Below are 26,253 nucleotides of genomic sequence, written 5' to 3' on the forward strand. Positions count from 1 at the left end.
ACGTTCAGCGAAGGCGGCCGAGCAGCTCGTAATCGTGATCCGGAGTGTACCGACGGAACAGCAGGCTGTTCGACAGCACCGACACACTCGAGAAGGCCATCGCACCGGCCGCGAGCACGGGCTGGAGCAGCCCGAGTGATGCCAACGGGATCATCGCCGTGTTGTAACCAAGCGCCCACACGAGGTTCTGCTTGATCTTCTGGAGTGTCGCGTCCGAGATGCGGATGGCCTTCACCACGTCGAGCGGGTCGTCGCGCATCAGCGTCACGTCCGCCGCTTCGATGGCGACGTCCGTCCCGCTCCCGATGGCCGTCCCGACGTAGGCGACAGCCAGCGCGGGCGCGTCGTTGACGCCGTCACCCACCATCATCGCCTTGCGCCCTTCGTCCTGGATGGCCTCGACGGCGTCGGACTTGTCTTCGGGGAGGACCTCCGCGCGGACATTCTCGGGGTCGATCCCAACCTGCTCCGCGACGGCACGAGCAGTCCGCTCGTTGTCGCCGGTAATCATCATCACGTCGACGCCGCGCTCCTGCAGTTGGCTTACGGCCTCGGTCGCACTTTCTTTGATCGTGTCGGCGTCAGCGACCACACCGACGAGTTCGCCCTCGTAGGCGACGAGCATTGCCGTCTTGCCCTCGTTCTCGAGGCGCTCCATCGTCTCCTGAGCGGGCGAGGGGTCGATCCCGTTGTCGCGGAGGAGCTTCCGATTACCGACCAGTACCTCGCTGTCACCCACGGTCGCTTTGATGCCGTGGCCGGGGACGTTCTCGAAGTCGTCGGGGTCGCTCACGTCGATGCCGCGCTCTCTGGCTCCGTCGACGATGGCCCGGGCGAGCGGGTGTTCGCTTCCACTCTCGGCCGTGGCAGCGAGCCGCAACACGTCCTCCTCGTTGAGGCGGTCGCGTGCGGTTAGTTGGCCGCCATCGGCAGCGGTGTCGCCGCCGTCTGTGACAGGCTGTCCGTCACCATCGAAGACGACGACGTCGGTCAATTCCATCTCGCCTTTCGTCAGCGTGCCCGTCTTGTCGAAGACGACCGTGTCGACGTCTTTCGCGCGTTCGAGGATGTCACCGCCCTTGAATAGGACGCCGTTCTGGGCACCGATGGTCGTCCCAACCATCGTTGCAGCAGGCGTCGCTAACCCTAGCGCACAGGGACAGGCGATCAACACGGAGGACGCGAAGACGACGAGCGCGAACTCGAAGACTGAGACAGTGCCACCAGCCACGGCTGGTCCGCCAGCAACCGCTCCCCAGAGCGGGAGCCAGTCGACGAATCCGGCGAGTGCTTCGGGGAACAGGAACCACACAGTGCCCCACAGCAGCGCGTTCGCGATAACCGCCGGGACGAAGTACGCCGAGATACGGTCGGCAAGGTTCTGGATGTCGGGCTGGCGCGACTGGGCCTCCTTGACTGTCTGGACGATCTGCTGGAGGGCGGTATCCTTTCCGACCTTCGTCGCCTCGACGACGAGCACACCGTTCTCGTTGATCGTTGAGCCAACGACTTCGTCCCCTTCACCTTTCTCGACAGGGACCGACTCGCCGGTGACCATCGACTCGTCGACAGCACTCTGTCCGTCGACGACGACGCCGTCGGTCGGAATCTGCTCGCCGGGACGGACCTTCATACGGTCGCCGACGGTGACATCTTCGAGTGCCACTTCCGTCTCGTTGCCGTCCTCGTCGACGAGAGTGGCCGTCTCGGCCTCCATTTCGAGGAGCTTCCGAAGGGCGTCGCCCGCCTGCCCTTTCGAGCGCGCTTCGAGATAGTTCCCGAGGGTGATGAACACCAGGATGAGCGCGGCAGTATCGAAGTACAGGCTCCCCGCGATCAGTCCGGCGAGTACCGCGACCGAGTAGAAATACGCAGTGGACGACCCCAGTGCGATGAGAACGTCCATGTTGGCGCGCCTGTTGTTGACCAGCGCGTTGTACGAGTTCTTGTAGAACGGCCAGCCGAGCACGGCCTGAACGGGTGTCGCCAGCAGGAACTCGACCCACCCGAATTCGACGCCGAAGACCGTCTCCGGGAGAATTCCCCCGCCGAGCAGAAACTTCTCTGCGAGGAAAAACAGCATCGGGGCCGAGAGCGCGGCTCCGAACAGTGTCAGTCGAAGCTGTTTTCGAATCTCGCCCTGTCGTGCAGCGTCCCGAGCATCGTCACCCGATTCACCGCTGTCGCTGTCTTCACGGACCGGCGAGTACCCGGCGTCTTCGATAGCGTCGTAGAGCGCGTCGAGTGAGGTGTCCGCGGGGTTGTACCTGACCTGCGCTTCGTCGGTGGCGAAGTTCGCCTCGGCCGCGATGACACCCGGGGTGTTCTCGAGTGCGGTCTCGTTGGTCTGCACACAGTTGGCACAGGTCATACCGGAGATGCCGATGGTCACCGTGTCAGACACCGCACCGTAGCCGGCGTCCTCGATCGTCTCGTAAATCTCTGCAAGCGATACCTCGTCGGGGTCGTACTCGACGGAGCCCTCGTCCGTGGCGAAATTGGCGTTCGCCTCGACGACGCCGTCGAGTGACTCCAGGGCGTCGCCAACTGTCCCCGAGCAGTTGGCACAGGTCATCCCTGTGATGTCGAGATGTGCAGTGCGTGTTTCCATTGTCATACTATAGGGGCTACTCCGTTAGGTGAGTTTCTACTTCGAGAGTGGGGGTAATCAACGGCGTTTACTTTCGGTTCCAAACCGAAGTCAGCGCTACACGCCCTCTTCGAGACGCTGGTGTCGATCTTCGAATCGACTCTGACACGATGGACAACAGAAATGGTAGATCTCTCCGCCAATACGACTCGTCTCCCCCTCAGAATGCACAGTATTACTGCACTCGGCACACGTGAGCGCAAACTCGACGCCGTCGATCGATGGCGTCCACTCGACGTCGTCGACTAACGTGACTGTGTACTCAACCGAGTCAGCGCCATCGAGAAGCGTGTTCACCCACGCCCGGACGTTCTGTGCTTCTGCACGTCCATAGAACCAGAGGTCACCCTCCGACGTAATGAACACGTGTTCGACGGCGTCGTCGTTTCTGACCCGCTCACGAACCGCGTCGAACGACTCAGATGGGATATCTAGCTGGACGAGTACCGGTACACCAGCTCTGAGTTGGCTACGGTCAACATCGATAGTGAAGTGGTTGATGACCCCGGCCTCTTGGAGTCGTGTGACGCGATCTGAGACGGCTGGCCCCGAGAGGCCGACTTCCTCGCCGATCGCGCTGAATGGGCGACGGGCGTTCTCGGCTAACAGTGAGAGAATCTCCATGTCCGTTTCGTCCAGGTCACGCATACGAGGCGATAGGGACCCAGGATACAATACGATTCCCCAGCAGATACTTTGGAATACGTCGTTTCACGGCCGTTCGAACAGCAGTATCGAAGCAGCAAACGACAAAGAGGAGCCGTCCGTATCTCTCACTGGAATGAGTCAAACGATCACCGTCGAAGGAATGACCTGCGGCCACTGCGAACAGACAGTCGAAGAGGCACTTCAAGACGTGTCTGGTGTGACTGACGCCACCGCTGATCGTGAGGCCGAACAGGCGAGCGTCGATGGTGACGCCGACGTCACGGCCCTCGTGCAAGCCGTCGAAGACGCTGGATACACAGCCCACGCCTGAGAGCACCCAGAACGTTCGCGGACGACCGCCCCGTCGTTCTCTTCCGAGTCCGCCTGCCCTGATCGTCCCGCGCAGTATCAGGCCCCGGACAGAATAATGGGGTATGGCACCAACACCCAACCCATGAGCAACCACCTAGACCACGAGCGTACACGGGACGCTTCGTCGGAAACTGATTCCGAGGGACCCGTCTACTGCTGCCGTATCTGCCAGTTAGAAGCAGATGGAGGGAGGCGAGCGACAGATCCCTCATCCACCACGGAGCCTCCCCACTCACCCGAACACACGAACCACGACCGGACGGGCGAGACTACCACGGAACCCGAAAGCACCGACGAACACGCACACCACGATCACGAAGGCGAGTCCGGACACAGCCACGCCGAGGGTAACCACGCCCATCCTGGTGGAGACGAACACGAACACGATCACGACGCACACGACCACGGCGCGGATGTCCACGAGGGAGAGCACGAAGATCACGGGGCCCACACCGATCACTCGGGTCACGAGCGGATGTTCCGGCGGCGATTCTGGGTATCGCTCGCGCTCTCGGTGCCGGTCCTCTTCTTCAGCGAATTTATTCAGGATGTCTTCGGCTACACGGCGCCAACGTTCCCCGGAAGCGTCTGGATCACACCTGTCCTTTCGGTGATCATCTTCGCCTATGGTGGCGTGCCGTTCCTCTCGATGGCCCGGACGGAACTCGAGAACCGTGAGCCGGGGATGATGATGCTCATCTCGCTGGCGATCACCGTCGCGTTCGTCTACTCCATTGCGAGCCTGTTTCTCGAGGGGACGACGCCATTCTTCTGGGAACTCGTCACGCTGATCGATATCATGCTGCTGGGTCACTGGATGGAGATGCGGTCGGTCCGGCAGGCCTCCGGCGCGCTCGACGAACTGGCGAAACTCATGCCTGACACCGCCGAGCGTATCACCGAGGGTGGGGATACCGAGGAAGTACCCGTTTCCGAACTCGGCGAGGACGATGTCGTACTCGTCCGTCCGGGTGCATCTGTGCCGGCCGACGGCGAAGTTGTTGAAGGCGAGTCGTCGGTCGACGAGTCGATGATCACAGGCGAGTCCCGACCCGTAGGCAAGGAACCCGGATCAGAAGTGGTCGCCGGGACGGTCAACCAGGACGGGAGCCTCCGCATCAAAATCACGAAGACGGGCGAGGAGACGACATTGGCGGGTATCATGCGGCTCGTTGATGAAGCCCAGAAATCGAAGTCTCGAACCCAGTTGCTTGCCGACCGCGCAGCTGGCTGGCTGTTCTACGTGGCACTCGGCGTCGCGGCGATTACAGCCGTCGCGTGGGTCGTCGCCACGGGGTTCAACATCGGTGTTCTCGAACGCGTGGTTACGGTTCTCGTCATTGCGTGTCCCCACGCACTCGGACTCGCGGTTCCGCTCGTGGTCGCGATCAACACCTCGACGGCTGCCCAGAACGGGATGCTCATCCGCGATCGGATTGCCATGGAGGAATCCCGAAACCTCGATACGGTGATGTTTGACAAAACCGGGACGCTCACGAAGGGCGAGCAGGGCGTCGTCGGCGTCGAGACGGTAGGTGACTGGAGTGAGGAGCGAGCGTTCGAAGTCGCCGCTGGTGTCGAGGGCGACTCCGAACACATGATCGCTCGCGCCATCCGGGACGCCGCCGAGGAACGGGACGTCCAGCGAGCGAGCGTTTCGAACTTCGAGAACTTCCGCGGTCTCGGCGTCAGAGCCACTGTGGACGGTGAGACGATTCATATCGGTGGACCAAACCTGATTGAGAAACTCGGTATCGAACGCTCCGACGGCATCGCTGCCTTCGCTGAGGAAGCGGGAGCAAATGCAGAGACGGTTATCTACCTGGTTCACGACGAATCCGAAGTCGTCGCAGCATTCGCGCTGGCGGACGTTATCCGGGAAGAAAGTCAGCAGGCCATCGAGGCGCTACACGCGATGGATATTGAGGTGGCGATGCTGACCGGCGACTCCGAGGACGTCGCACGGGCTGTCTCGGAGGAACTCGGTATCGACCAGTACTTCGCGGAGGTGCTGCCCGAGGAGAAGGACACGAAGGTCGAACGGCTCCAATCCGAAGGGAAATTCGTCGCGATGGTCGGCGATGGCGTCAACGACGCGCCGGCGCTCACGAGAGCTGACGTCGGTATCGCCATTGGCTCGGGGACCGACGTCGCCATCGAATCGGGCGATATCATCCTCGTCGACAACAACCCGGTGGACGTGGTGCGGCTCATCCGGCTGTCGAAGGCGAGCTACCGGAAGATGCAAGAAAATCTTGTCTGGGCGACCGGCTACAACGTGTTCGCGCTCCCGCTTGCGGCGGGGATTCTCGCACCCATCGGTATCCTCCTGTCGCCGGCGATCGGCGCCGTGTTTATGTCGCTGTCGACGATCATCGTCGCGATTAACGCCCGCCGACTGGGGAATGTAGATCTCTCCCTGCCTGCCTAACCCACAATCTCACCCATGCCCGTCATCAAGACATCGCTGTTTGGCCTTGGACTCCTGTCCGGAGGGATACTGCTCGGTGGGCTTCTCGTGAGTATCCTGAGCCAGTCAGTCCGGTTCTGGCCCCACGGCACCCGCAACTGGACGTTCTGGCTCGGCTGGACAGCATGGATCGTCTACGTTGGAAGCCTGTTCGGAGTGGCGTACCTCGACTGGTGGAGTTGGTACCGTCCCTCGACGCTCCTCCAGATTGCCAGTCTACTGTTGCTCTTGGCTGGCGCGCTGGTCTCTCTCTGGGCGGTGTGGCGTCTCGGATTCCGCGAGAGTGCCGGTCTCGAAGGGCAATTAAACACTGATGGACCGTATCGGTATTCTCGGAATCCACAGTACGTCAGCTACGTCACGATGCTCATCGGTGGAGCGGTTATCGCTGGATCTTGGATGACAGCGGTGCTGGTCTTACTCGGAATCGCCTGGTTCCTGCTGGCGCCGCTCTCGGAGGAACCGTGGCTCCGAGACCAGTACGGAGCGGCGTACGAGGCGTACCGCGAGTCGGTTCCCCGATTCATCGGTCGTCCGAGCCAGCGGCCCGAACAACAGGAACACACCAACCCCTCACGGAGAAATGACCCATGACTGACGACACCCACCAATCGTTCGAAGTTGGGGACCAGACGATCTCTCCGGGCGAGAAGACGCAGTTCCGGTACGCCGTCGGAACGACGTTTCACGACGATCCGATCGAGATTCCGGTCACAGTCATCAACGGTGAGCAAGCGGGACCAACAGTCTTTCTGACTGCTGCGGTACACGGCGACGAACTCAACGGCATCAAAATCATTCAGGAGGTCGCGGACCACTACGAACCCGAAGATATCCACGGAGCGCTCGTCTGTTTGCACGTGCTGAACGTGCCCGGTTTTCTCGCCCAGCAGCGCTACATCCCGATCTACGACGAGGACCTCAATCGCTCATTCCCCGGCACTCCACGGAGTACGACAGCGAAACGGCTCGCGAACGAGATTTACGAGGAGTTCATCTCGAAGTGTGATCTCGGCCTCGACTTCCACACGTCGACGCGCAACCGGACGACGATGTACCACGTCCGTGCCGATATGCGCGATCCGGCCGTCGAACGGCTCGCTCGGGCGTTCGGTACGAGCGTGATTCTTGACGGTGTTGGGTCGGACGGGACGCTCCGAAGCGTGGCCTGCCGGGACGACATCCCGACGGTGACTGTCGAAATGGGCCGTGCCCACCGATTCCAGACGGCACACCTTGACCGGGCGCTCCATTGCGTCGCGAGTGTTCTCGCCGAACACAAGGTCCTACCAGATCACCCGGTTTCCTGGCCCGGCTGGACGCGCGTGATCGCCCGTGACGGAGAGAAGACGTGGCTTCGCGCTGACACCGGTGGGCTCGTCGAGATGGAGTGGGGACCCCACCCACTCGTCGAGAACGGCGACCCGCTATTCACTATCTCCGATCACTTCAAAGACGAAGTCGAAGTCGTGCGTGCGCCGTCGACTGGCCTCATCGTTGGTGTTCTCGAGAACGCAGTCGCATACCCAGGACACCCGCTGTGTCACTTTGTGAGTGTCGACGAGACGATCGCCGACATCATTCGCGACGACATTGAGCGAGGGATCTTCGATATCTACCGTGAAGGCGGCTTCCAGTGGCCCGAGCCGCGCTGGTACGCAACGCACGGACACGACGCAGATTCAGAACACCCAGAAAATGACTATGACACCAAACGAGAGGAATACAGATGACTGAGCCCGACCATCCGATTTTCGCACGACTGTACGACCCGGTGATGCGACCAGCAGAGCGAACCGTGCTCGCCGAACACCGCCGCTATCTCGTGGACGAGATTTCCGGGGCGGTTCTGGACCTTGGTGCGGGGACGGGTGCGATGTTTCCGTACTTCGGGGAAGCTACTGCTGATGGTGGAGATATCACGCTATTTGCGATAGAACCAGACTCCCACATGCGCCGGCAAGCAGTCGAACGAGCACGTGACCTGGAACTCGACATCGAGATCGAAAGCGCCGGTGCGGAAGCACTCCCGTTCGCAGACGATTCGTTCGATGTGGTCATCGCGTCACTCGTGTTCTGCACCATTCCCGATTTTGACGCCGCACTCTCCGAGGTGGCCCGGGTACTGAAGCCGGGAGGCGAGTTCCGGTTCCTCGAGCACGTCCGCGGAGAGGGCGCCATAGGTGTCGCCCACGACGCACTCGCCCCAGCGTGGCATACCGTCGCTGGCGGTTGTCACCTAAATCGCGAAACGGACGAGATGTTTCGAGACGATGATCGATTCGAGCTCGTAGATTACACACGACTGGAGGACATACCGCAGATCGTTCCAATCGTCCGTGGGACACTCAAACGCCGACGTGAGGGATCGATTCTTTCTCAGTTCGTGTGAGTAGTGACGTTGCGGTCATCTTTTCGCAACAAGGACGACGTGCTGCAGGAACGGCAACGCATGGTGTCCAGCCCTCACCTGCTCGGTGACCCCCGATGGATCAAGGTCATACGCTCGTAACAGTCGCTCAACGAGCGATCGGAGCGGGCTCCTGAGTAGCTGGAGGTACAGCGTCGTCCACCTCCGGAATCGCCCGACGCTGTGTCCCGTGATGTCTTCGACTGTTTTGAGTTCAAAACTCGCCTCGTCGAGAGCGGCGTTGTATTGTTCGACAGTACCTACCGACGGCATGTCCCACGCGTCTGCAAACGAGTCGACGTATCCTCGTTCCGTCTCGCTCACGTCGGACTGCATCACGAGGTCGGAGAGGACGAGAGCTCCCCCCGGTTCGAGGACATCCGCGACCGCGGCGAAGACGCTGTCCCGGTCAGGGAGATACACGAGCGCATCGATGGCCGTACACGCGGCAAACGAGTCGGTCGAAAACGGGAGTTGCGTTGCATCGCCGATAACGAACTCAGCCTCGACGCGCTTCTCACGTGCGTTCTCGGTTGCCTGTTCAATATTGTACGGAACGAGGTCCAGTCCAGTGACGCTGAATCCGAATCGATCGGCGAGGTGGATCGCCGGACCGCCCCGTCCACAGCCGACATCCAGAAGAGGCACCCCGTCCGTGGCGGGCAGGTGCGACGCGATCCTCGAGCCGACTTCCGTGACGAGACGGCGCTGACTCGACCCGACAATATGTGGTTGGTACCACTCCGAGTAGCCGAGATTAAGAAACTCGTCAGTGTCGAGCAGGAGGTCGAACGCCCGCCAGATGTCGGCTCGCTCGCCGCGGTAGGAGAACTGGTCGGTGATCCGCTCGTGGAGAGGGCTCTGATCCATTGGGCACCTACTCCAGTTCGGCAACCTCCGAGTAGCAGTATTCGGATTCGTCGCAGTATGCGAGGTCGGCACACCCACGGGGGCGCTGGTAATCGATCTCCTTGTGCCGTCGGAGATACGTCACGTAGCCGTCGTCGACGCGGTCCAGGATGTCGTGACAGACCCACTTCTCCCCGAACCAGGTGGCACCCAGATTCCGGTACGGGCACAGGAAGATCGTCCGTTCGACTGAATCGACCTGTGGCCTCTCGACGATCCGGACACCGACGAGGCGGTATGCGACCCGAAGCCGCTTGACGACTGATTCCGGCGTGTTCGCGCCGACGAAGAGAACATGTGCGATCACATATCCGAGGTCGTGGAGGAGTCGTCGAATCATCGTTCAAGCTATGGTCTGCCGTCCCAAAGTATCTTGACCAGTCGAAGGGCTTCGGGGAGGGAGGATTCGTGGATGCCCGGTCGACAGGGAGCAATAATAGCAGCAGTGGCGGACGTACTGCTTGCCCTCCGAGCTTCCTGCATAATTTCATTCACTGCCAGTATTGCGTATTGAAGGCACGCATCATTTCCATCCCCCGAGGTTGGGGGAAGTTGAGACTACAGCGGGCATATCAGGCCTGTGATGCGTTTTTTCGGCCGAGTCGACGAACGGAACCTGGCTCAGATCGCTCTCGAAACGCGTGTTCTTGTCGAACTGGAAACTAATTCGGAGCATTTCCGAGACCTCGGATAGTGTAGCCACTTCGACGTCGCGCTAACACAGATAGAGCCCTTCACTATCCGATTCCCGTTTCTTTCTTCAACAGTGTCAGTGTATTGTCGGCTGTTACGATCGGCGAATGCTCGTACTCACCGGTCAACTCAACCTGCACGAGCAGATCCACCGCTCGCCAGATCGAGTACAACAGGCAGGCGAATGCGAAGTAGAAGAACCGTAGCCCGAAATCCTTCGAGGTCGTCGCCGCCATGAACCGCTTAATCGATCTGTAGCCACTCTCGATTTCCCAACGGTAACCGTACTCCGTGAGGTGTCCGCTCCCTCGATTCGTCATGAACACCGAATACTGCCGGTGATCGTCGTGCTCTGAGTCCTCTTTCTGCCGGTAGATCAGCGTCGTCTCGTGCCATTCGTTCTTCCCAAGGTGGAGTTTCCGGTCGGTCTCGTATCGATCCTGATCACGTTGGAGCAGCCACTTGGCCTGCGCTTTCTCGCTGGTCTGCATTCGTTTGGGGACGACATATGAGAGCCCACGCTGGCTAAGCATCTCCAGCACGTGCTGGCTGTCGAACTCCCGGTCCATCAGCACGTTATCGACGTGAACGAGGTCCGCAGCCGAATCAAGCAAATCCTCGACGATTTCCAGTCGTGTCTCTCCCTTTCGGACGGGGCGCGCGTCCAGCACGATTGGGACGGCATTGCCGACCAACTGGACCGTCGCCCACTGGTAGGCGTATTCGTCGGTCTTCTCCTTCGTCCCGAGGATCTCATCCTCGTAGCCCGTTCGATCGCCGGTGAAGGGGGTAGCTTCGGTAATGTCGATCGCGACGACCCCCCGCTCGAAAGAACTGCTCTGTCTCCGCAACTTCGTTTAGGAGCCGAGTGATGGCCTGCCGGTACATCTCTCGAACCTCTTCAATCGAGAGGTCGCGGATGTGCTCTCGGTGGGCATGACCCAACGGCGTCCGATCCCGAGTCGATTTGTAGACGAAACTGCGAGCCCCTTCGTTAGCAGCCAGCCTCTCACGAAGTCCCAGTAGGCGTTTTCGTGGATCTCACAGCCCTCACCACGATCCAACGAGAGTGCTGGGAAGACGACGCGGCTGACGTGCTCCGTAATCGTTGCCGCCTCGTTGAGGACAGCTTGATCGTCTGGGTCCGATTCGTCCTCTTCGTCACCGTGAGATGAAAGATGTCGTTTTGGTTTCCGCGGAACAGTAACACCCGCGTTCTGGGCTTTGATGAGGATGGTCCGCGCAGCGGTCTCGACTGTACTGCGAAGCTCGGCAGTGAACCGTTTGCGCCAGCTGCGCCACAGCGTCGACTGGTCCGGTACACGTCCTAAGCCCAACTGTTCACAGAGTGCTGGGCGACGCTCGAGATACTCGATCAGCGCTGTTTCGTGGTCCCACCCGTGGCATTCTTTCAAGATGAAGACGCGAAAGAGCGTGTCCATCTCGTAGCGAGTCGACCCTGCGTAGCGGTCATACGCGTCGAATTCGAAATACGCCAGCGGGAGTGAGCAGACAAACTTCTCGATCGACTCGTGGCGGGCGTGTCTGAACCAGGTCTGTGAGACTGTCCGGATATCCGACTCCAGCCCATCAAGCGAACTTCGCTCGTACAGGGGCGTCGCATCGTACACTGGCCAGTCAGCGTGTGGACGTCGGGCGATCCGTCGAAAGACACTCCTGCTGGCTCAGAGTTCGGTCACCGAGAGTTGCTCGGACACCGTCGACTCGGTCGTCTCCATCGTGACTGCGGAGCTGAGCGCAGACAGTCGCTCCCAACGACCACCCAAAGCAGGGCTATCGTCGCAACGACTCGGCGACGTGAGGGAGTGGCAGTCATTAATTCTCCTCTTCGGTTCCCGAGTGCTTGAGCGTTGCACTGCTGGGCGTCCAAGCAGGACATATCCCCTCCACCTCGGTGGTGGAGCGGGGTATAGAGGGCTGCAGTACCTACTAGTAGTGATGTCCGAATCAGAAACGACCCGCTGGGAGTACGAGACGCTTCGCCCGCCGCGCGATGAGACCCAAAAAGAAGCAGAAGATCCGAAAGCGGAGTTGAATCAACTCGGTGCAGAGAGCTGGGAGTTTGTGGAGACAATTGACTACGAGGGAGGAGGCACCAAGTACCTCGTTTTCAAGCGACCTGCCCAATCGGATGAGCCAGTATGACTGACGAGACCGACATCAGTACGGCCAACACGATGCGTGAGCGCGCGGGAGAGAGTCGGATTAAACTCTGGGTGCTGCTGCGCGCGAACCGCCTTCTCGTCTCCAGTGTCCTGACCAGTGCCGTGTTCGTCATATTTGTGATTGCCGTTACTGTCCTCGATCCACCGTTTTCACGGCAAATCGAGTCCGGCGACATGATCGACACGATGTTCTCGACGATGATCACGGTCATCGTGACTGGGACGACACTCGTCGTCACGATCGGTCAGCTCGTTCTCACTCAGGAGAACGGCCCGCTCGGCGATCAACGCGAGCGTATGGCCAGTTCGATGGATTTCCGGGACTTTACTGAAGAATTGATCGGAGCTCCGAGTCCTGCCGATCCATCCGAATTCCTTCGGCAGATTATCGGAGTCACGGCACAACGGGCTACGGCTCTTCGAGAGTCTATCGGCAAGAATGTTGACGAGGATCTCCGAGAAGAGGTCGAGGAGTTTGCTGAAAGCGTCACTGGGAACGCTGGCACGGTACGTGACCAACTTGATGGTGCGCAGTTCGGCTCGTTCGATGTGGTATTCGCCGCACTGAATTTCAATTATAGCTGGAAGATTTTCCAAGTCGAACGTCTCGCGAACGAATACGAAGAGAGCCTCACTGAGGAAGAACACGGTTTGCTTGACGATCTCAAAACAGCGCTGTCTCTTTTTGGTCCGGCACGCGAACACATCAAGACGCTGTACTTCCAGTGGGCACTCATCAACTTGTCTCAGATGATTCTCTATGCTGCAGTCCCGGCAGTGGCCGTTGCAGGTATCATGGTCGCGATCGTCGATGCGGGAACGTTCCCGGGAAGCACACTCGGTTTCGATCACATCATCCTCGTCGTGGGCGGTGCGTTTGCGGTGACGCTCGTTCCGTTCATGCTGTTCGTCTCGTACGTCCTCCGCATCCTCACCATCGCGAAACGAACACTTGCCATCGAACCGCTGCTCCTCCGCGGATCCCAACGCTAAGCTCCGACGCAGAACTCAAACCTCAGACACCGTTGGATATGGACGCTTCATGAGGTACCTGAAAATGAATCTCCGGATCATTCGAGATTGGTCCAACCGGTCAGTACAGATGAATGATTGGTTAATATGGGAAGAATATCCACGCCGTCGTGATGGGAACGACAGGGAGACGCGGGAGCGATCGAATCCTTCTCGGGAGTGTCGCCGAGAAGATCGTCCGCTCTGTACCAGTTCCCATCATCACGGTTGGACATGGGGAGTAGCAGCTCTGTGAGATGGCTCGTGGCTATCGAACTCCTGTGCGTACGTAGCTGATTTCAGGCGTGAACTCTCGTGCTCATGGAGCACCGCAGTGCGCGTCAGCGAACGAGGAACACAGCAGGGTTGAGTGTAGCTTCAACCGTGGACTTGCGAGTAAATCACCCAGCAATCAAATAATAAATTCAGATCATCTTCCTGAAGCCGTGCAAGATACAACGCACGTATCTGGTATCGTAGTAGTCCATAGATTCGCTTTCATGCGAATCCCATACCTCTGCCGGTCGAGGGTCTCTGGACCTCCGACCGGCTACCATAATCCCGATCAGTCCACCACTGAATCATCCTCTTCACGTTCGTGGACCCAGACCGTCGAAATTCGGGTCCCCTCGACGCTCGTCACCTCAACGACGTACCCGTCGACCTCAACGCGATCGCCACGTTCTGGCGCACGGTTGAGTTGCTCGAGTACCAGTCCACCGATCGTTTCGACCTCTTCACTTGTGAACTCTCCCTCGATCATGTCGTTGATTTTCGATAGCGGGACGCCCCCGTCAATGTCGTACCCCTCCTCGCCACGCCGGCGAATCGAGGGTTCACGCTCGTCCACATCAAACTCGTCCCGGAGGTCTCCAACGAGCGCCTCGACGACGTCTTCAACCGTTGCAATCCCTCAAATGCCCCCACTCGTCGATAACTGCGACCATTTGCTGTTGATCTTCCCTGAACTGTCTCAGGAGATCGCTCAGTGTCATCGTCTCGGGAGCGATGACGATCTCGCGGGCGATGTCGCCGACTACCTCGGCGTCCCCGCCCTCCACCTCAGCTCGTAACACGTCCTTGACGTCCACGAATCCGATCACTTGGTCGCCGTCGTCGGCATCAAGAACTGGATAGCGCGTATGACCAGCCTCGAGGATAATCGACTGGAGGTCTGAGAGCGCGGCATCCGCCGGAACGCTCACCACGTCCGGTCGTGGAACCATGACCTCCCGCACCACGATGTCGTCGAGATCGAAGACCCGCTCGATCATCGTCACTTCCGAAACGTCGATGTCTCCTTCCTCACCGGATCGAGTTAGTACCCGAAGGAGTTCCCGCTCGCCGAGCGTCTCATCCGTTTCGGAAGCGGGGGGCACACCAAGTGCTCGCGTGAATGCGTTGGCAGCCCCGTTGAACACGACGATTCCTGGATAGAGGATGTAATAGAAGACTTTCATCGGCGGGGCGAGGAACAGGGAGAGTCGCTCGGTCTGAGCGATTGCGAGCGTCTTCGGCGCGAGTTCACCGAAGACGACGTGGAGGAACGTGATGATGCTGAAGCCGATTGCAAAAGCGACGAGATGGATGAGACCCACCGGGAGAATCGGCTCCAGTACGGGTTCGATGAGCGCCGCCACGGCTGGTTCGCCGACCCACCCCAACCCGAGCGAGGCGATGGTGATGCCGAGTTGCGTCGTCGCGAGATAGTCGTCAAGCCCCACCATCACTTCTTGGAGCGTCCCCGCGCCGGGGCGCCCCTCCTCAACAAGTTGGTCGACCGATGTCCCTCGTATCCGTACGAAGGCGAACTCTGCAGCGACAAAAAAACCGTTCAACACCACCAGAGCCAGCGCAAGGACGACTTGTGCTAGCGAGAGCGCGACATTTACCATCGGTGGGGCTGGGAGCTGGGGTTGCTCGATCGTCGTGTGTCCATATTTGTGGATCTCGTTCCATCTACTAAAATCATTTAAAATACTTCAAAGCGAGCTGACGGTTGTGAGTATCGAATCAGTCCTGTATATCTCCTCACCGAGACTGTCCTGTTGAACATCTGCTGAACTCACTCTCTGAGAGCATTGTAAGAAGGGGGGTAAGAGGGAGATTCATCCCTTGATATTCGGCGGCAGAGGGCTCAATTCGGAATAAATCATTATAAGTGCGCCCACACTCTCTAAGTCTTGCATCCTGTTTCTATCATACGGTCGGTTGTAACGATTTACCGGTGATTCGCCGGGCAGTCCGGCGAATCCTGGAAATGATATACAACCGACCGTATCAGAGGTTGGTACTACCGCCCGATTGATGAGGGGAAACACTCGCAAGAAGAGGGTTGAAGCTACACTGAGATACAGCATCGTCTTCATCAGGTGTACACTGTTCTGTTGCCGGCCCACGGGTCCAAAGCAACTCCTTGTGATCAGTTCTATAGGCTCTATTGAAATTATCCATATTTTATATAAACGGCGTGCGAGATGCAGAGAGTTCAGTAGAGAGGTAACCACAGATGGAGTTATTTCAGCACAGGCGGTCCAATTTGCGAGACGAGTGTGTTGGGCTGTTGTGCTATCGCCCTATGAGTCCCAGTATCCGTCTGTGAACGTCCTCGGCTGAGTCATATATTTCGTCATCAGTTGAAGAGAGTACACCCTCCAGGGATTTCTTGCCGCCCTGCGTTTCAAGTTAATAATCGCCATAGGCCTCATCCAACTCATTTGTCGTGGCTGGATAGTGGTGCGATTTGAGCGCTTCATCAAGATCACCAAGCCCCTCACCAGAGTCGACGCGCATCGGCTCTTCTTCATCGGCGCGGGTACGTGCCTCCTCTTGCATCCGCTCTCGCTGGCGACGTTTTTCGTCATCCGCTTGCTCATCTCGGTCCTGTTTATCATCTGCCAGACACTACGGTAGGGGATTCAGGCAGATAACAGTAGGGCTGCCTATCGGAGATGTGGGTCGAACTTCCCCTCCCGACTGACCCAGATCTCGAAGCCACTCCCCATGACCAGGAAAACGATTCAGCCGCCGACGGACGCGATCCCGGCGGCCCTGGCGCTGTTGCTGGTCTTCGGTTCCCACTGCTGGGTGTAGACCGCTTGGATCGAGAGGGCTCCTGAGTCGCCAATGGCTCGGGAGCACGACCCATGTAGTTCGCGCGCGGTATTCGGTGGATTTAGCTACGGTTAGGGTTTCATCCCGGACCACCTTCTGGAGCTTCTTGACCCACCAACGCCCGCCAATCCACCGCTCGGCTCACCACCGTCCGCCACTCCACCCTCCGCCTCACCAACGCCCACCCTACTACCGCCCGCGTTCCTCCGTTACCTCGCTCTACTCCTCGCGCTCGCCAAAGGGTTCCTCGTTCCGGTCGGAGGCGTCGCGGGTCCGCTGGAGGTAGTTCTGGAGTGTCTCGTGGACGGCCCGGCCGAGGTCATGTAATTCGCCGTTGATGGCCGAGACCGAACTCGAATCGAGCGATTCGGTCACGTCGCGCTCGCGCCAGTCCTCAGGCACCGTCGGGGCGTCGAAGCGGAGGTGGTCGTCCGTTGGATCACGGTAGAAATCGAAGGCCTGGAACAGGTCGAGGTCGTCGACGACTCGGACCTCCTCCTCGTCGAGATCCGTGTACTCCGCCCACTCCTCGAACCCCTCACGCCACGCGCCTTCCTGGAGGAGGTTCTCGAGATCCTCGCGGTAGAAGTCCTCGGATCCGAGGGTTTTCCGATTCTTCCCAGTCGAAACCGCTCGGTCGCCCCCGGTTCGAGAGATCGGGTGGCTCCGGGATGGATACGTCGAGTGACATACCGATAGTAGAGCGGGCACGACAATAAAGGCCCGTAGCGATTCCACGAGAAGGAAATCCGGGTGAAGTGGTAATCGACAGGTCGCTCCCCGACACGCTCTGCGGACACACCCTCCCGAACACCGCTCCCAGTCCCGGGACGGACAGTCACGGTGACTTGCCTGGCCTGCCAACGGACTCCCATGCAAGATTCGCGCTTTCTATGTAGCAGACGCTGAACGAAACCCCAGGCTATTGTCAGAACAGGCGTGGTCGACTTAGAGGGTGAATTCAGCAGATCGGTAACGATAGGCTACAGCGTTGATAGTATGATTCGTGGCTAATAATAATAATAACTCGTGACCCTGTTACTCCATTACATGGTCAACTGTGCTCGGTGTGACCGTGATGTGGATGACGTTCAAAATATCACGCCAGATGTTATCACGAAAGAACTAATCGATTCGATCGATCACGGCGAAGAAGACCTCGCCGAGGGTGGTATGGAAGTTTGCGCCGAGTGTATGGGTGAATTGAAGGGAGACTGAAAACGAAGCGGGTATGGTTACTGATGATCTCAGCTTTACACGTTAGCCTCGGAGAAGTCCGTAACCGGCATCATCCGTCTTTGATACCGCCTACGTCACGCTCCTACTTCAACGGGCAAAGCTGAGTGATGATTTCAGCATGTTCTGGGTTACAAGATTCGTGCCCTGTATGCAGCATAGAATCCGAAACATATCCTCGTGTGAGGGGTTCAACAGAGCCACTTTCCACTAATCCCCGCCCCGGACAACGTGACCGTATTTCAACAGGGCAACGAACACAACCCCGCCGACTGCGTTTCCCATCGTGGCTACCGCGAGGAACGATACGTAGTCAATCACTGATATGAGGGGTGACAAAAAAACGCCGAATAGTACCTCAACGTTACCGGCAATTGAATGCGGGAGGTGGAGGATACCGATTACACCCGTGACTATCCAGATAATAATGAGACGGCTTGTCGTCTCTTGCGCAGCAGTAACCAGCCACGCGAGCAGTCCCATCAGCCACCCCGCAAGCACGCCAGCGGCGAATAGCCATGTGAAACCGTGGGTAACGAGTGAGAGAGCGATGGTCTCAAAGGCCTCCGGCGAGGCGACACCTAGATCGGGCAGCAGCGTGACGATGAGTACGACGAACGCCGCACCACCAACGAGATTACTGACGTAGACCAAGCCCCAGAGACGGCCTAGTTCCGCGAGTGACGCTCGTCCGGCGAGGACCGGCATCACGGCCACGGTCGTGTGTTCGGTGAACAGTTCTAACCGTCCGAGGATGACAAACATGAATCCGACGGAGTAGACACTCGCAAGTAGCAACTCCGTTCCGAGATCACCATACCCACCCGGTGAGAGGGTGAGTATCACCGCCATCAATAATGGTCCAAACCCAATATCTAGACCAGCGGAGAATCCAGAAAGTAACAATCCGTTCGTCTCGCGGTTGATTTCGTGGAACCCGCTTTCGATCAACGAATCGAGGACCTCTGTAACTCGCGTTGGATCATCCGTGTTCTTGCTTTCCGGTCCTGATTCCTTCACATACTTCCTCTGTGTCCGTCGCTGCAAAAGCATAGTGACCGACACGAATCAAACTCATCTACGTGACCAGTTCGGGAGAGATCTACCCTGACCAAGGCAGAATGAACGGCCTTCAGTGACAGATACGCGCTCTGCATGCACCTATGGAAACGCTGCTACCCGGACAGACCACCGCTGGCGACAGCACGCCGCTCCTATCAGCTGTTACGAGTTTTCAACAGAGCCTCGAGATTCATACTCGAAGCTCCTGAGATTCATGATTGCGATAGACGACGATGCACGAGCACACCGCTCCGTTCTCGACCGTTACACGATGGGAAACAGCCTGTCAGCAGAGTCATCACCGTGAGAGCCGATAACAACTCATGGGTACCGAAATGCACCAGCAATGGGAATACAAGACACTCGAACCGCCGAAGGGATTGACCAAGCGAGAGACGGTCGATCCAACTGACGAACTCAATCGCCTCGGTGCAGAGGGCTGGGAACTCGCAGAGACGATCAGCTACGACGGTGGCGGCACGAAACTACTGCTGTTCAAACGCCCAGTCTCTCATGAGTGACCTCTCGACGGACAACACGCTACGTGAGCGGACGGACGTCAACAAGTACTGGTTCTGGTTGCTGCTCGGGGCCAACCGATGGGTCGTCGCCGGCGGGCTCGCTTTCCTGATTTTCCTCGTATTCATGATCTGGGGTATGATGAAGCCGGTGTCGTTGCACTCGACCATGCAGTCGAGCGACATGGTCGAGACGCTATTCGCCGGTCTCGTCGGCGCGATCATCACGGGAACGACGCTCGTCGTCACGATCAATCAGCTCGTCCTCTCTCAGGAGATCGGCTCGCTCGGGAGCCAGCGTAGTCGGATGGACACGACGATGGATTTCCGCCAGAACACCGACAGCCTTCTCGGGATGACGACACCCGCCGACCCTGCGGCCTACCTCTATGCGCTTATCGAAACGAGCGAACAGCGAGCAAAGACACTGCGAAACACACTCTCCGAGACTGGAAACCAGGCGCTCTACCAGAAGGTGGACGAGTACGTCAACGACCTGTTGGAGAACGCTGACTACGCACGCACCCACCTCGAAGACACGGATTTCGGTACCTTCGATGTCTTATCGCCTGCACTCGATTACAACTACGATCGGAAGATGCACGACGTTCGCCGTCTCGGGATGGAGTACGAAGACTCCCTCACCGACGAGGAGCGAAGCGCGTTCAGAAATTTGCTCGAGGTACTCACGATGTACGGGCCAGTCCGCGAGTACATCAAGGACCTCTACATCCAGTGGGCGCTGGTGAAACTTTCACGAGCCATCCTGTACGCCGCAGTGATTGCACTCACCGTTGCTGGAGGGATGGTCATCTTCGTCGACCCGACAACGTTCTCCGGCACGTTCCTCGGCACCGAGAGCGTTCTCTGGGTTGTTAGCGCCGCGTTTGCCATCTCAGCGCTGCCATTTCTCCTATTCATATCCTACATCTTGCGGCTCGCCACGCTCGCCAAACAGACTCTCTCGATGGGACCGCTCATGCTTAGCTAACCGACTACCGGATTCGAACGCGTACTACGCAGGTCGCCCACGGAGTCCGCGAAGGAGTCTTCCCACAAGTTCGAATCTTGGATCATCGGATTCGGTCCAATCGGATACCAGCCACGACGTCGGCCCGTCCCGACGCGCTTGGTGAATCGATCGACGATAGCGACTGTTGTCTCGCTCAGTTCGGACCGAGGCTCGTCGGACGGAGCCTGCTCGATCGGTACAATCGATTGCAGTCCCCGGAATTTGTCGTCGCCGAATGCAGACGCTGACGGATTTCAGGTGATGTTTTGATAATATGGGTGAAATACGGATGCGTTTTGGGTGCCTACCACCACACAGTAGTATGGAGTACGAGATCGGGGCGGGCGAATCAGTAAGTACGGCCGTGGTCCGTGCGGTGAGCGCCGTCGAAGGTCGTGATTCAGGGTCGCTTCGTCCGCTCGCGGACGTTCTCGATCCCGATGCATTGGATACCTTGTTCGGTCCGCGGCACGACGGCTCTCCTCGACTCGGTGGCCGCCTCACGTTCGTCTACAGCAAGTGCTGGGTCACGGTGGATAACGGCGAGTACCTCACGCTAGACCCGATCTACCCTCGAATCCGCGATGAACGGGATCTCGACGTCATTGACAGGGGGCCCCAGTGACGGGTCAACCGCCGGGCGTCCGCCGGGGACTCACGAGGCGGGGTCCCGCGCAGTCAGGAGCCCCTGTGCCATGAGTCGGCGGGCGATCACGACGAGACCGTTCCCGAATCCCTCACCGAAGATCGCCTGTTCCGCTTTCGTCTCCGGTACGATCGAACTGACGAGAATCGTCGAGCGGTCGACCAGTAACAGACGGCCGATAGCGGTCTCGTCTTCGATGGCGTCCTCACCGTGTAACCACTCCAGGCCCGAGATGAACGTCGTAGCGTCGGGGACCGCCGTCTGAATTCGCTCCTGTAGCGGTTCAGTCAACGCACTGATGAGCAACTCGACGCCGTCCCCGACCTCGTTGAGCGTGGCGATGAGGTCCTCGGTCAGCAGCGACTCGTCGCCGATGACGAGGACGATTTCTTCGGTAGCCCTCTCGATGAGTTCTTCCGTCCGGTTTTCGATCCCGCCATTCCCGGACATTGCCCACACTTGCTGAACTGGCACCTCGTCGTCTTCTTTGACGATGCCGATCGTATCGAGGGAGTCGTGAAGATGATCGATGCGGGCCTCGTATTGGTCGCGGAGGGTTTCAGTTGCTTCTTCGAGGGAAACCGCGCGGAAGCGCTGTGGACTCGAATGATGAATTTGGACTAAGCCCTGTGCTTCCAGCATCCGGATCGCGTCGTACACTCGTGTCCGGGGGACTTCGGTCATCTCGCTGAGTTTCTTCGCTGTTCCTGTCTCTAACCGTGACAGGCCCACGAAACACCGTGCTTCGTACTCCTTCAACCCGAGCTGCTGGAGTACCTCGATCGCCTCGCCTATGTTTTCGGATGCGTTCATTGTGTCCCAACCACTCGCTGCTGCGTGCTGAACTGGTCGGCGATGGTCCCGCCGCTCCCAACGGTCCGCCGGAGCGCGTCGAGAGGCCGCCCGAACCGGTGGGCGACTTGCGTTTCAGTCCTCTTGGACAGCGGAGATCGCTTCCTCTGGAGCACCACAGTTCGGGCACGTTTCTGGCAGCCCCTCATCCAGTTCGCCCATCTCTCCGCACTCGCCACACTTCCACATCAGGTACCCTTCTCCAAACTCCTGCCCCGGCCGCTCCTCGATCTCGCTCTCGTCGGGATCTATCGCTTCCACTTCGAACCCATCGTCGGTGAGTCCGCTCACGCGTCCCACCGGTCGCCCGTCGCTATCGTACACTACTTCTCCCGGTTCGATCGACGGACTGTGAACATTGTTCTGATCGTCCATACCGTGAGATTGGTTTGCACGATTCTTCAGTCTGTGGGGGAAATCTACGTGGAATCTGATCTACATGGGGGGTGAAGGTCGTTCGGCCGCGGGGAGGTGCCACATCTCGGTTCGGCACCGTGTATCCGTTCGCAAAACGGTTGGGCGGCTCTCGAGGACGAGTCCTACCTGCTGGTCACGTGTTTGCGTGGCGTATGTCCCGCGCAGAGGTGATAACTAGCCTACAACTTATACCTGTTCGACGACAACCCACCACATGGACGTTCGCCCTGCGGAGTCGGACGACCGGGAACGGATCAGAGCGATCGCGCGCGACTCGCTGCAATCATCATACTCGCTCAGCCCACAGCAGATCGAGACAATACTCGAAGAGGAGTTCGACGACACGTCACTGAACGAGCTGCTCAACGATCCTGATACGATGGTGCTCGTCGTCGACGAGACGATCGACGGCACGGAGACTGTTTACGGGTTCATCACCGTCGAAGTCGGAACACGAGCGACGATCCGGTGGCTCCACGTGGATCCAGAGGCGCGGGGCAAGGGCATCGCCACGGCGCTGCTCGATCGCGTTCGCGAAGAGTTTGTCGAGAAGTCGATTGCGGCGTGTGTCCTCGACGAAGCCGTCGAGGGCGGCAACTTCCTCAAAGGGTTCGGCCTCAAAGAGAGTGACCACGACCAGATAATACTCGGCGGGGAGGAGTTCGATGTCACCATGTTCACGGAGGGGCAAAAGACAGAGACGCCGAACGAACCCGCCGTCCCGATCCCCGAATCCGTTACCGTCGATGGAGTTGCCCGGTCCGTCAATCGCGATGAGAGTGTTCCCGGCAGGGAGGCCCCATTCTTCACGGTGTCCCGTGTGGAGGACGAGGAGGACGCGTACGGGTACTTCTGTTCACAGTGCGGCAGTACTGACGTCTCCGCCGACGGACAAGGCAGGCTCGAGTGCGGGAACTGTGGCAACGCTCACCTGGCTGACGAATGGGACGATGCGTATCTCTGAGATCGCCTGGTAATGGACGACACACAGGCGATGAATCACGACCCCTCCGACGTCGACCGGAGCTCCTCAGACGGTGCGGTACCTGAGGGCGATAAGGCGGATCAGCCCGACCAGCCGACTGTGGACGACTGGGGCGACGATGAGGCCGGGTCACCGATCGACGTGGGGATCCTCGTTGCGCACTCGCCTGGTGGGATGTCGAGCCGCTCCGGTCGTTCGCCGAGCGGATGGCGCTCCGGCATCTCGCGCTCTTCCGTGACAGGCCGTAGACCTTCGACACCGCCGGGTGAACGGGAAATGCGGCGCGTGACCTGCGACGCCACCACGTACGCAGCCATCCTTGGTACATACCCGCAAGATTTTGCGGCTGTGGACCGTACCTTATCGCATGAATTATCGATTACGGGTAGGTCCTCCCAGCCGTAGCGCTCAGGGGCCGGTATCATGAGTATCGCCAAGAGGTTCAGCCGTTGGCGGGACTGGTTTCCGGTCCCGAGTCGGAGCAGCGGATTCGCACTGAAGCGGTGGGTCTTACTCGAAGGGGACCGGCTGGCAGTGACAGGAGCGTTGCTTACGTTCGTATTTGCGACCTTCATGGGTATCGCCACTCTGTGGACCTTCGAGATGCAGACGCTGCTGACGGACACCTCTACTATCCAGACGATCCTCAACACCTTCCTGAGCGGGATGATCCTCCTGGTCTCCATCGTCGTCTCGATCAACTCGATCGTGCTCTCACACGACATGAGTTCCGTCACCGATCAAGAGGACCGCGTCCAGGGCACGATAAAATTCCGCCGGGACCTCAGTGAATTGACCGTTCCCGGAGAGAACCCGACCGACCCCGGGTCGTTTCTCAAGGTCATGTCCAGGATTATCAGCACCCGCGCGGACGCGCTCGCGGACGAGTTGGAGGGTGCCGATAAGGAACTCGTCGACGAGATCGACGAGTACTCGGGGTTGGTCTCGGACGCCGCCGAACACCTCGGGGCAGTCGATGAGACGTCCGGCGCCGAATTCGCCATCCTCTGGAAGGGACTCGGGTTCGACTACGGCTCACACATCGAGGGATCCCGGACGATTATTTCCTCCCGCGATACCCCACCCGAGCGCTTCGAGGACCTGATCGATGCGTTCGAACTGTTCGCCATCGGGAAGGAGTACTTCAAAACGCTGTATTATACCAAGGAGGTATCGAAGCTGTCCCAGACGCTGCTGATTATCGCGCTCCCTGCCATCCTGTTCAACGCCTCGATGATTATCGCGATCAACGGGCAGGTCCTCCCCAGCGGGTTGATGTTCGGCATCCCGCTGCTACAACCGTTCGTGGCGGTGGCGTTCACGGTCTCCATCGCGCCTTATCTCGTGTTGACCGCCTATATGTTCCGGCTCTCCACCGTCGCGCGGCTGACCGCGTCGGGTGGAATCTTTTCGCTGAACTAGTCGGACGTGAGAAAAGGCCCCGCTACCAATGCCTATCACACACTCGCTCGCACGAAACGTGACAACGAACGCAACGCTTGGGTGGGTATTCGTCGGTGTCGTGATCCTGATTGCCGCTGTTAGCCTCCTTATGACGCCGCTACTCTGGGGTTTGCTCGCACTGGTCGCTGCCGGAATCCTCGTGGTTCCGGCGGTGCTACGGCGGGACTGGCGGGTGATGCTCCCGTGGCCACTCGGGTTGGTCGTCGCTGTCGGAGTGACCGCGCGGACGTTCGGCGTCGCCCGGGGGTCACCGGGTACGTCGCCATCTCGTCCGTCGCGCTCGCGGTTGTCGTCGAGCTCGACTCGTTCACCGACGTGGAGATGAGTCGCCGCTTTGCAGTGCTGTTCGCCGTTATGACGACTATCGCCTTCCAGTCGTGGTGGACGATCGCCGGCTACTATTCGGACCAGTGGTTCGCCACCTCGTTTATCCACTCACAGGCCGAACTTCAGTGGGGCCTCGTCACCGCCATGATTGTCAGCCTCGTGATGGGTCAACTCTTTATGTGGTACTTCGACCGTATCGAACACGTCGGTTCACGTCACCGACCAGTCGTCCCGGAGGAGGCATCATGACAGTCTCCGAGTCTATCGGTCTCTCGGAGCGGAGAGAACGCCTGCTGACCCGACTGCTGCAGTTCGTGCTGGCGGGTGTCTTCCTCGCCGGGCTAGTCACGCTACGCCCGGGGATGGCAGTCAACGGGGCGTTCGGTCTGGCGCTTACGTTGATCCCGGCCGCGATCCGCCGGGAGTACGATTACACGATGAGTCCCGCGCTGGTCCTGTGGATTACCGTCGCCATCGGTCTCCACAGCGTCGGGTCGCTTGGCCCGTACTCGTGGTTCTCCTGGTTCGACAGCGTGACGCACACAGTCTCAGCGACTGTCGTCGCCGGGGTGGGATACGCGACCTTCCGCGGGTTTGAACAGCACTCGAAGGAACTTCACGTCCCGGCGAGCTTCCGGCCCGTGTTCATCGTCGTATTCGTCCTCGCTGTCTCCGTCGTCTGGGAACTACTCGAGTTCTCGTCCGGACAGGTAGCGCAGGTACTCGGTACCGAGGTACCGCTGGTCGTCTATGGTGTCGACGACATCGTCACAGACATGGTGTTCAACACGGTCGGCGGACTGATCGTGGCCGTCGGTGGCTCCAGGTACTTCGTTCCGCTTGCGGGATTCTTCAGTCGTCGGTTCGGCTCCTAGAACTCCGGGGTCCACCGTATCGACGAGGGACGGATGCGGGAGGAAGAGCTCGTAGAGCTTCTCGGCAGAACGTCGTGAACCATATCCGAGCACCAGATAAATTAGCCAACAACGCGGGTCGCATCGAGGCCTTCCTTTAGCTGTGCGGGGTTCTGAAGGACGCTCGACCGGAGTCGTCAGAGTGCCGGTACACCTGTGCGATCCGATTGTGTTCGTCTGGTCCGCTGATATGTTCGACTCGCTGGAAGAACCGGAGTTACTTCCGAATCGATATCGGTCTCCCCAACGCGTGTACGTCGACACCCATCGCTGGCGCAACGACAACGACATCGCAGTCGCTGTGGTATCGAATTCCGCTAGGCCAGGTATGACATGTCTTCCGGGCGGTCGAGGTGA

23 protein-coding genes and 4 pseudogenes are annotated in these 26,253 nt (G+C 59.0%); 16 read left to right on the forward strand and 11 right to left on the reverse strand.

Annotated features, from left to right (window positions below):
- Positions 1–4: 4 nt before the first annotated feature.
- Together G9465_RS21390 and G9465_RS21395 are read right to left on the reverse strand one after the other, a co-directional pair.
- Positions 5–2,611 (reverse strand): heavy metal translocating P-type ATPase, encoded by a 2,607-nt coding sequence (locus tag G9465_RS21390; RefSeq protein WP_166975113.1) that lies wholly within the window; start codon positions 2,609–2,611, stop codon positions 5–7.
- 96 nt (positions 2,612–2,707) lie between these two features.
- Entirely contained in the window at positions 2,708–3,298 is a 591-nt protein-coding gene (locus G9465_RS21395; protein ID WP_166974392.1) for an AsnC family transcriptional regulator, read from the reverse strand.
- Positions 3,299–3,431: 133 nt separating this feature from the next.
- Here G9465_RS21395 and G9465_RS25425 point away from each other — a divergent pair, with 133 nt between their 5' ends.
- From G9465_RS25425 to G9465_RS21420, 5 genes are all read left to right on the forward strand, one after another.
- On the forward strand, positions 3,432–3,629 hold the full coding sequence (locus tag G9465_RS25425; protein WP_193571765.1) for a heavy-metal-associated domain-containing protein: 198 nt from the start codon (positions 3,432–3,434) through the stop codon (positions 3,627–3,629).
- Positions 3,630–3,752: 123 nt separating this feature from the next.
- Positions 3,753–6,101 (forward strand): heavy metal translocating P-type ATPase, encoded by a 2,349-nt coding sequence (locus G9465_RS21405; protein ID WP_166974398.1) that lies wholly within the window; start codon positions 3,753–3,755, stop codon positions 6,099–6,101.
- Between the two features lie 87 nt (positions 6,102–6,188).
- Entirely contained in the window at positions 6,189–6,734 is a 546-nt protein-coding gene (locus tag G9465_RS21410; protein WP_166974401.1) for an isoprenylcysteine carboxylmethyltransferase family protein, read from the forward strand.
- On the forward strand, positions 6,731–7,873 hold the full coding sequence (locus G9465_RS21415; protein WP_166974404.1) for a succinylglutamate desuccinylase/aspartoacylase family protein: 1,143 nt from the start codon (positions 6,731–6,733) through the stop codon (positions 7,871–7,873). The genes G9465_RS21410 and G9465_RS21415 overlap by 4 nt, the downstream gene beginning before the upstream one ends.
- Complete coding sequence (locus G9465_RS21420) at positions 7,870–8,532, forward strand: class I SAM-dependent methyltransferase (RefSeq protein ID WP_166974407.1); 663 nt, start codon at positions 7,870–7,872, stop codon at positions 8,530–8,532. The genes G9465_RS21415 and G9465_RS21420 overlap by 4 nt, the downstream gene beginning before the upstream one ends.
- 15 nt (positions 8,533–8,547) lie before the next feature.
- Here the strand turns inward: G9465_RS21420 and G9465_RS21425 are convergent, their stop codons facing one another.
- The 3 genes and pseudogenes from G9465_RS21425 to G9465_RS21435 form a co-directional block, all read right to left on the reverse strand.
- Complete coding sequence (locus tag G9465_RS21425) at positions 8,548–9,420, reverse strand: class I SAM-dependent methyltransferase (RefSeq protein ID WP_166974410.1); 873 nt, start codon at positions 9,418–9,420, stop codon at positions 8,548–8,550.
- A gap of 7 nt (positions 9,421–9,427) precedes the next feature.
- Positions 9,428–9,799 carry a hypothetical protein gene (locus G9465_RS21430; protein WP_166974413.1) on the reverse strand — a complete coding sequence of 124 codons (372 nt, stop codon included), beginning with the start codon at positions 9,797–9,799 and terminating at the stop codon, positions 9,428–9,430.
- Positions 9,800–10,196: 397 nt separating this feature from the next.
- Positions 10,197–11,813 (reverse strand): annotated as a pseudogene (locus G9465_RS21435) (transposase).
- Between the two features lie 298 nt (positions 11,814–12,111).
- Between G9465_RS21435 and G9465_RS21440 the strand changes: the two are divergent.
- From G9465_RS21440 to G9465_RS21450, 3 genes and pseudogenes are all read left to right on the forward strand, one after another.
- Positions 12,112–12,318 (forward strand): hypothetical protein, encoded by a 207-nt coding sequence (locus G9465_RS21440; RefSeq protein ID WP_166974416.1) that lies wholly within the window; start codon positions 12,112–12,114, stop codon positions 12,316–12,318.
- On the forward strand, positions 12,315–13,331 hold the full coding sequence (locus G9465_RS21445) for a hypothetical protein (RefSeq protein ID WP_166974419.1): 1,017 nt from the start codon (positions 12,315–12,317) through the stop codon (positions 13,329–13,331). The genes G9465_RS21440 and G9465_RS21445 overlap by 4 nt, the downstream gene beginning before the upstream one ends.
- Positions 13,332–13,459: 128 nt before the next feature.
- Positions 13,460–13,594, forward strand: a pseudogene (locus G9465_RS21450) (universal stress protein); the annotation flags it as partial.
- 320 nt (positions 13,595–13,914) lie between these two features.
- On the opposite strand, the pseudogene G9465_RS21455 reads toward G9465_RS21450, so the two are convergent.
- The 3 genes and pseudogenes from G9465_RS21455 to G9465_RS21465 form a co-directional block, all read right to left on the reverse strand.
- Positions 13,915–15,244: pseudogene (locus tag G9465_RS21455) on the reverse strand (hemolysin family protein).
- Positions 15,245–15,917: 673 nt separating this feature from the next.
- Positions 15,918–16,250, reverse strand: a pseudogene (locus G9465_RS25830) (hypothetical protein).
- Positions 16,251–16,682: 432 nt separating this feature from the next.
- Positions 16,683–17,174 (reverse strand): hypothetical protein, encoded by a 492-nt coding sequence (locus G9465_RS21465; RefSeq protein WP_227015841.1) that lies wholly within the window; start codon positions 17,172–17,174, stop codon positions 16,683–16,685.
- A 369-nt stretch (positions 17,175–17,543) separates the two neighbouring features.
- Between G9465_RS21465 and G9465_RS21470 the strand changes: the two genes are divergently transcribed.
- Positions 17,544–17,681, forward strand: coding sequence for a hypothetical protein (locus G9465_RS21470; protein ID WP_166974422.1), 138 nt, complete (start codon positions 17,544–17,546; stop codon positions 17,679–17,681).
- 228 nt (positions 17,682–17,909) lie between these two features.
- Here G9465_RS21470 and G9465_RS21475 read toward each other — a convergent pair whose 3' ends face one another.
- The gene (locus G9465_RS21475) at positions 17,910–18,719 is read right to left on the reverse strand and encodes a formate/nitrite transporter family protein (RefSeq protein ID WP_227015842.1); all 810 of its coding nucleotides are present in this window, start codon (positions 18,717–18,719) and stop codon (positions 17,910–17,912) included.
- A gap of 365 nt (positions 18,720–19,084) precedes the next feature.
- On the opposite strand from G9465_RS21475, the gene G9465_RS21480 reads away from it, so the two are divergent.
- The 3 genes from G9465_RS21480 to G9465_RS21490 all read left to right on the forward strand — a co-directional run bounded on the left by G9465_RS21480 (position 19,085) and on the right by G9465_RS21490 (position 20,916).
- Positions 19,085–19,282, forward strand: coding sequence for a DUF4177 domain-containing protein (locus G9465_RS21480; RefSeq protein ID WP_226479151.1), 198 nt, complete (start codon positions 19,085–19,087; stop codon positions 19,280–19,282).
- Positions 19,275–20,270, forward strand: a complete 996-nt coding sequence (locus G9465_RS21485) for a hypothetical protein (protein WP_166974425.1) — start codon at positions 19,275–19,277, stop codon at positions 20,268–20,270. Before G9465_RS21480 ends, G9465_RS21485 begins: the two co-directional genes overlap by 8 nt.
- Positions 20,271–20,613: 343 nt before the next feature.
- Complete coding sequence (locus G9465_RS21490) at positions 20,614–20,916, forward strand: HalOD1 output domain-containing protein (RefSeq protein ID WP_166974428.1); 303 nt, start codon at positions 20,614–20,616, stop codon at positions 20,914–20,916.
- A gap of 30 nt (positions 20,917–20,946) precedes the next feature.
- Here G9465_RS21490 and G9465_RS21495 read toward each other — a convergent pair whose 3' ends face one another.
- Positions 20,947–21,750 (reverse strand): TrmB family transcriptional regulator, encoded by an 804-nt coding sequence (locus tag G9465_RS21495; RefSeq protein ID WP_166974431.1) that lies wholly within the window; start codon positions 21,748–21,750, stop codon positions 20,947–20,949.
- Positions 21,751–21,864: 114 nt separating this feature from the next.
- Positions 21,865–22,164 (reverse strand): hypothetical protein, encoded by a 300-nt coding sequence (locus tag G9465_RS21500; RefSeq protein ID WP_166974434.1) that lies wholly within the window; start codon positions 22,162–22,164, stop codon positions 21,865–21,867.
- Positions 22,165–22,420: 256 nt separating this feature from the next.
- Here G9465_RS21500 and G9465_RS21505 point away from each other — a divergent pair, with 256 nt between their 5' ends.
- From G9465_RS21505 to G9465_RS21525, 4 genes are all read left to right on the forward strand, one after another.
- Positions 22,421–23,170 (forward strand): GNAT family N-acetyltransferase, encoded by a 750-nt coding sequence (locus G9465_RS21505; RefSeq protein WP_166974437.1) that lies wholly within the window; start codon positions 22,421–22,423, stop codon positions 23,168–23,170.
- Between the two features lie 594 nt (positions 23,171–23,764).
- Positions 23,765–24,613, forward strand: a complete 849-nt coding sequence (locus tag G9465_RS21515; RefSeq protein ID WP_227015843.1) for a hypothetical protein — start codon at positions 23,765–23,767, stop codon at positions 24,611–24,613.
- A 225-nt stretch (positions 24,614–24,838) separates the two neighbouring features.
- A complete protein-coding gene (locus G9465_RS21520; RefSeq protein WP_227015844.1) occupies positions 24,839–25,231 on the forward strand; it encodes a hypothetical protein in 393 nt (130 codons plus the stop codon).
- Entirely contained in the window at positions 25,228–25,857 is a 630-nt protein-coding gene (locus G9465_RS21525) for a hypothetical protein (protein WP_166974443.1), read from the forward strand. The genes G9465_RS21520 and G9465_RS21525 overlap by 4 nt, the downstream gene beginning before the upstream one ends.
- Positions 25,858–26,253: the final 396 nt, after the last annotated feature.

The organism is Haloarcula sp. JP-L23 (assembly GCF_011602445.1).
Lineage (GTDB): Archaea > Halobacteriota > Halobacteria > Halobacteriales > Haloarculaceae > Haloarcula > Haloarcula pellucida.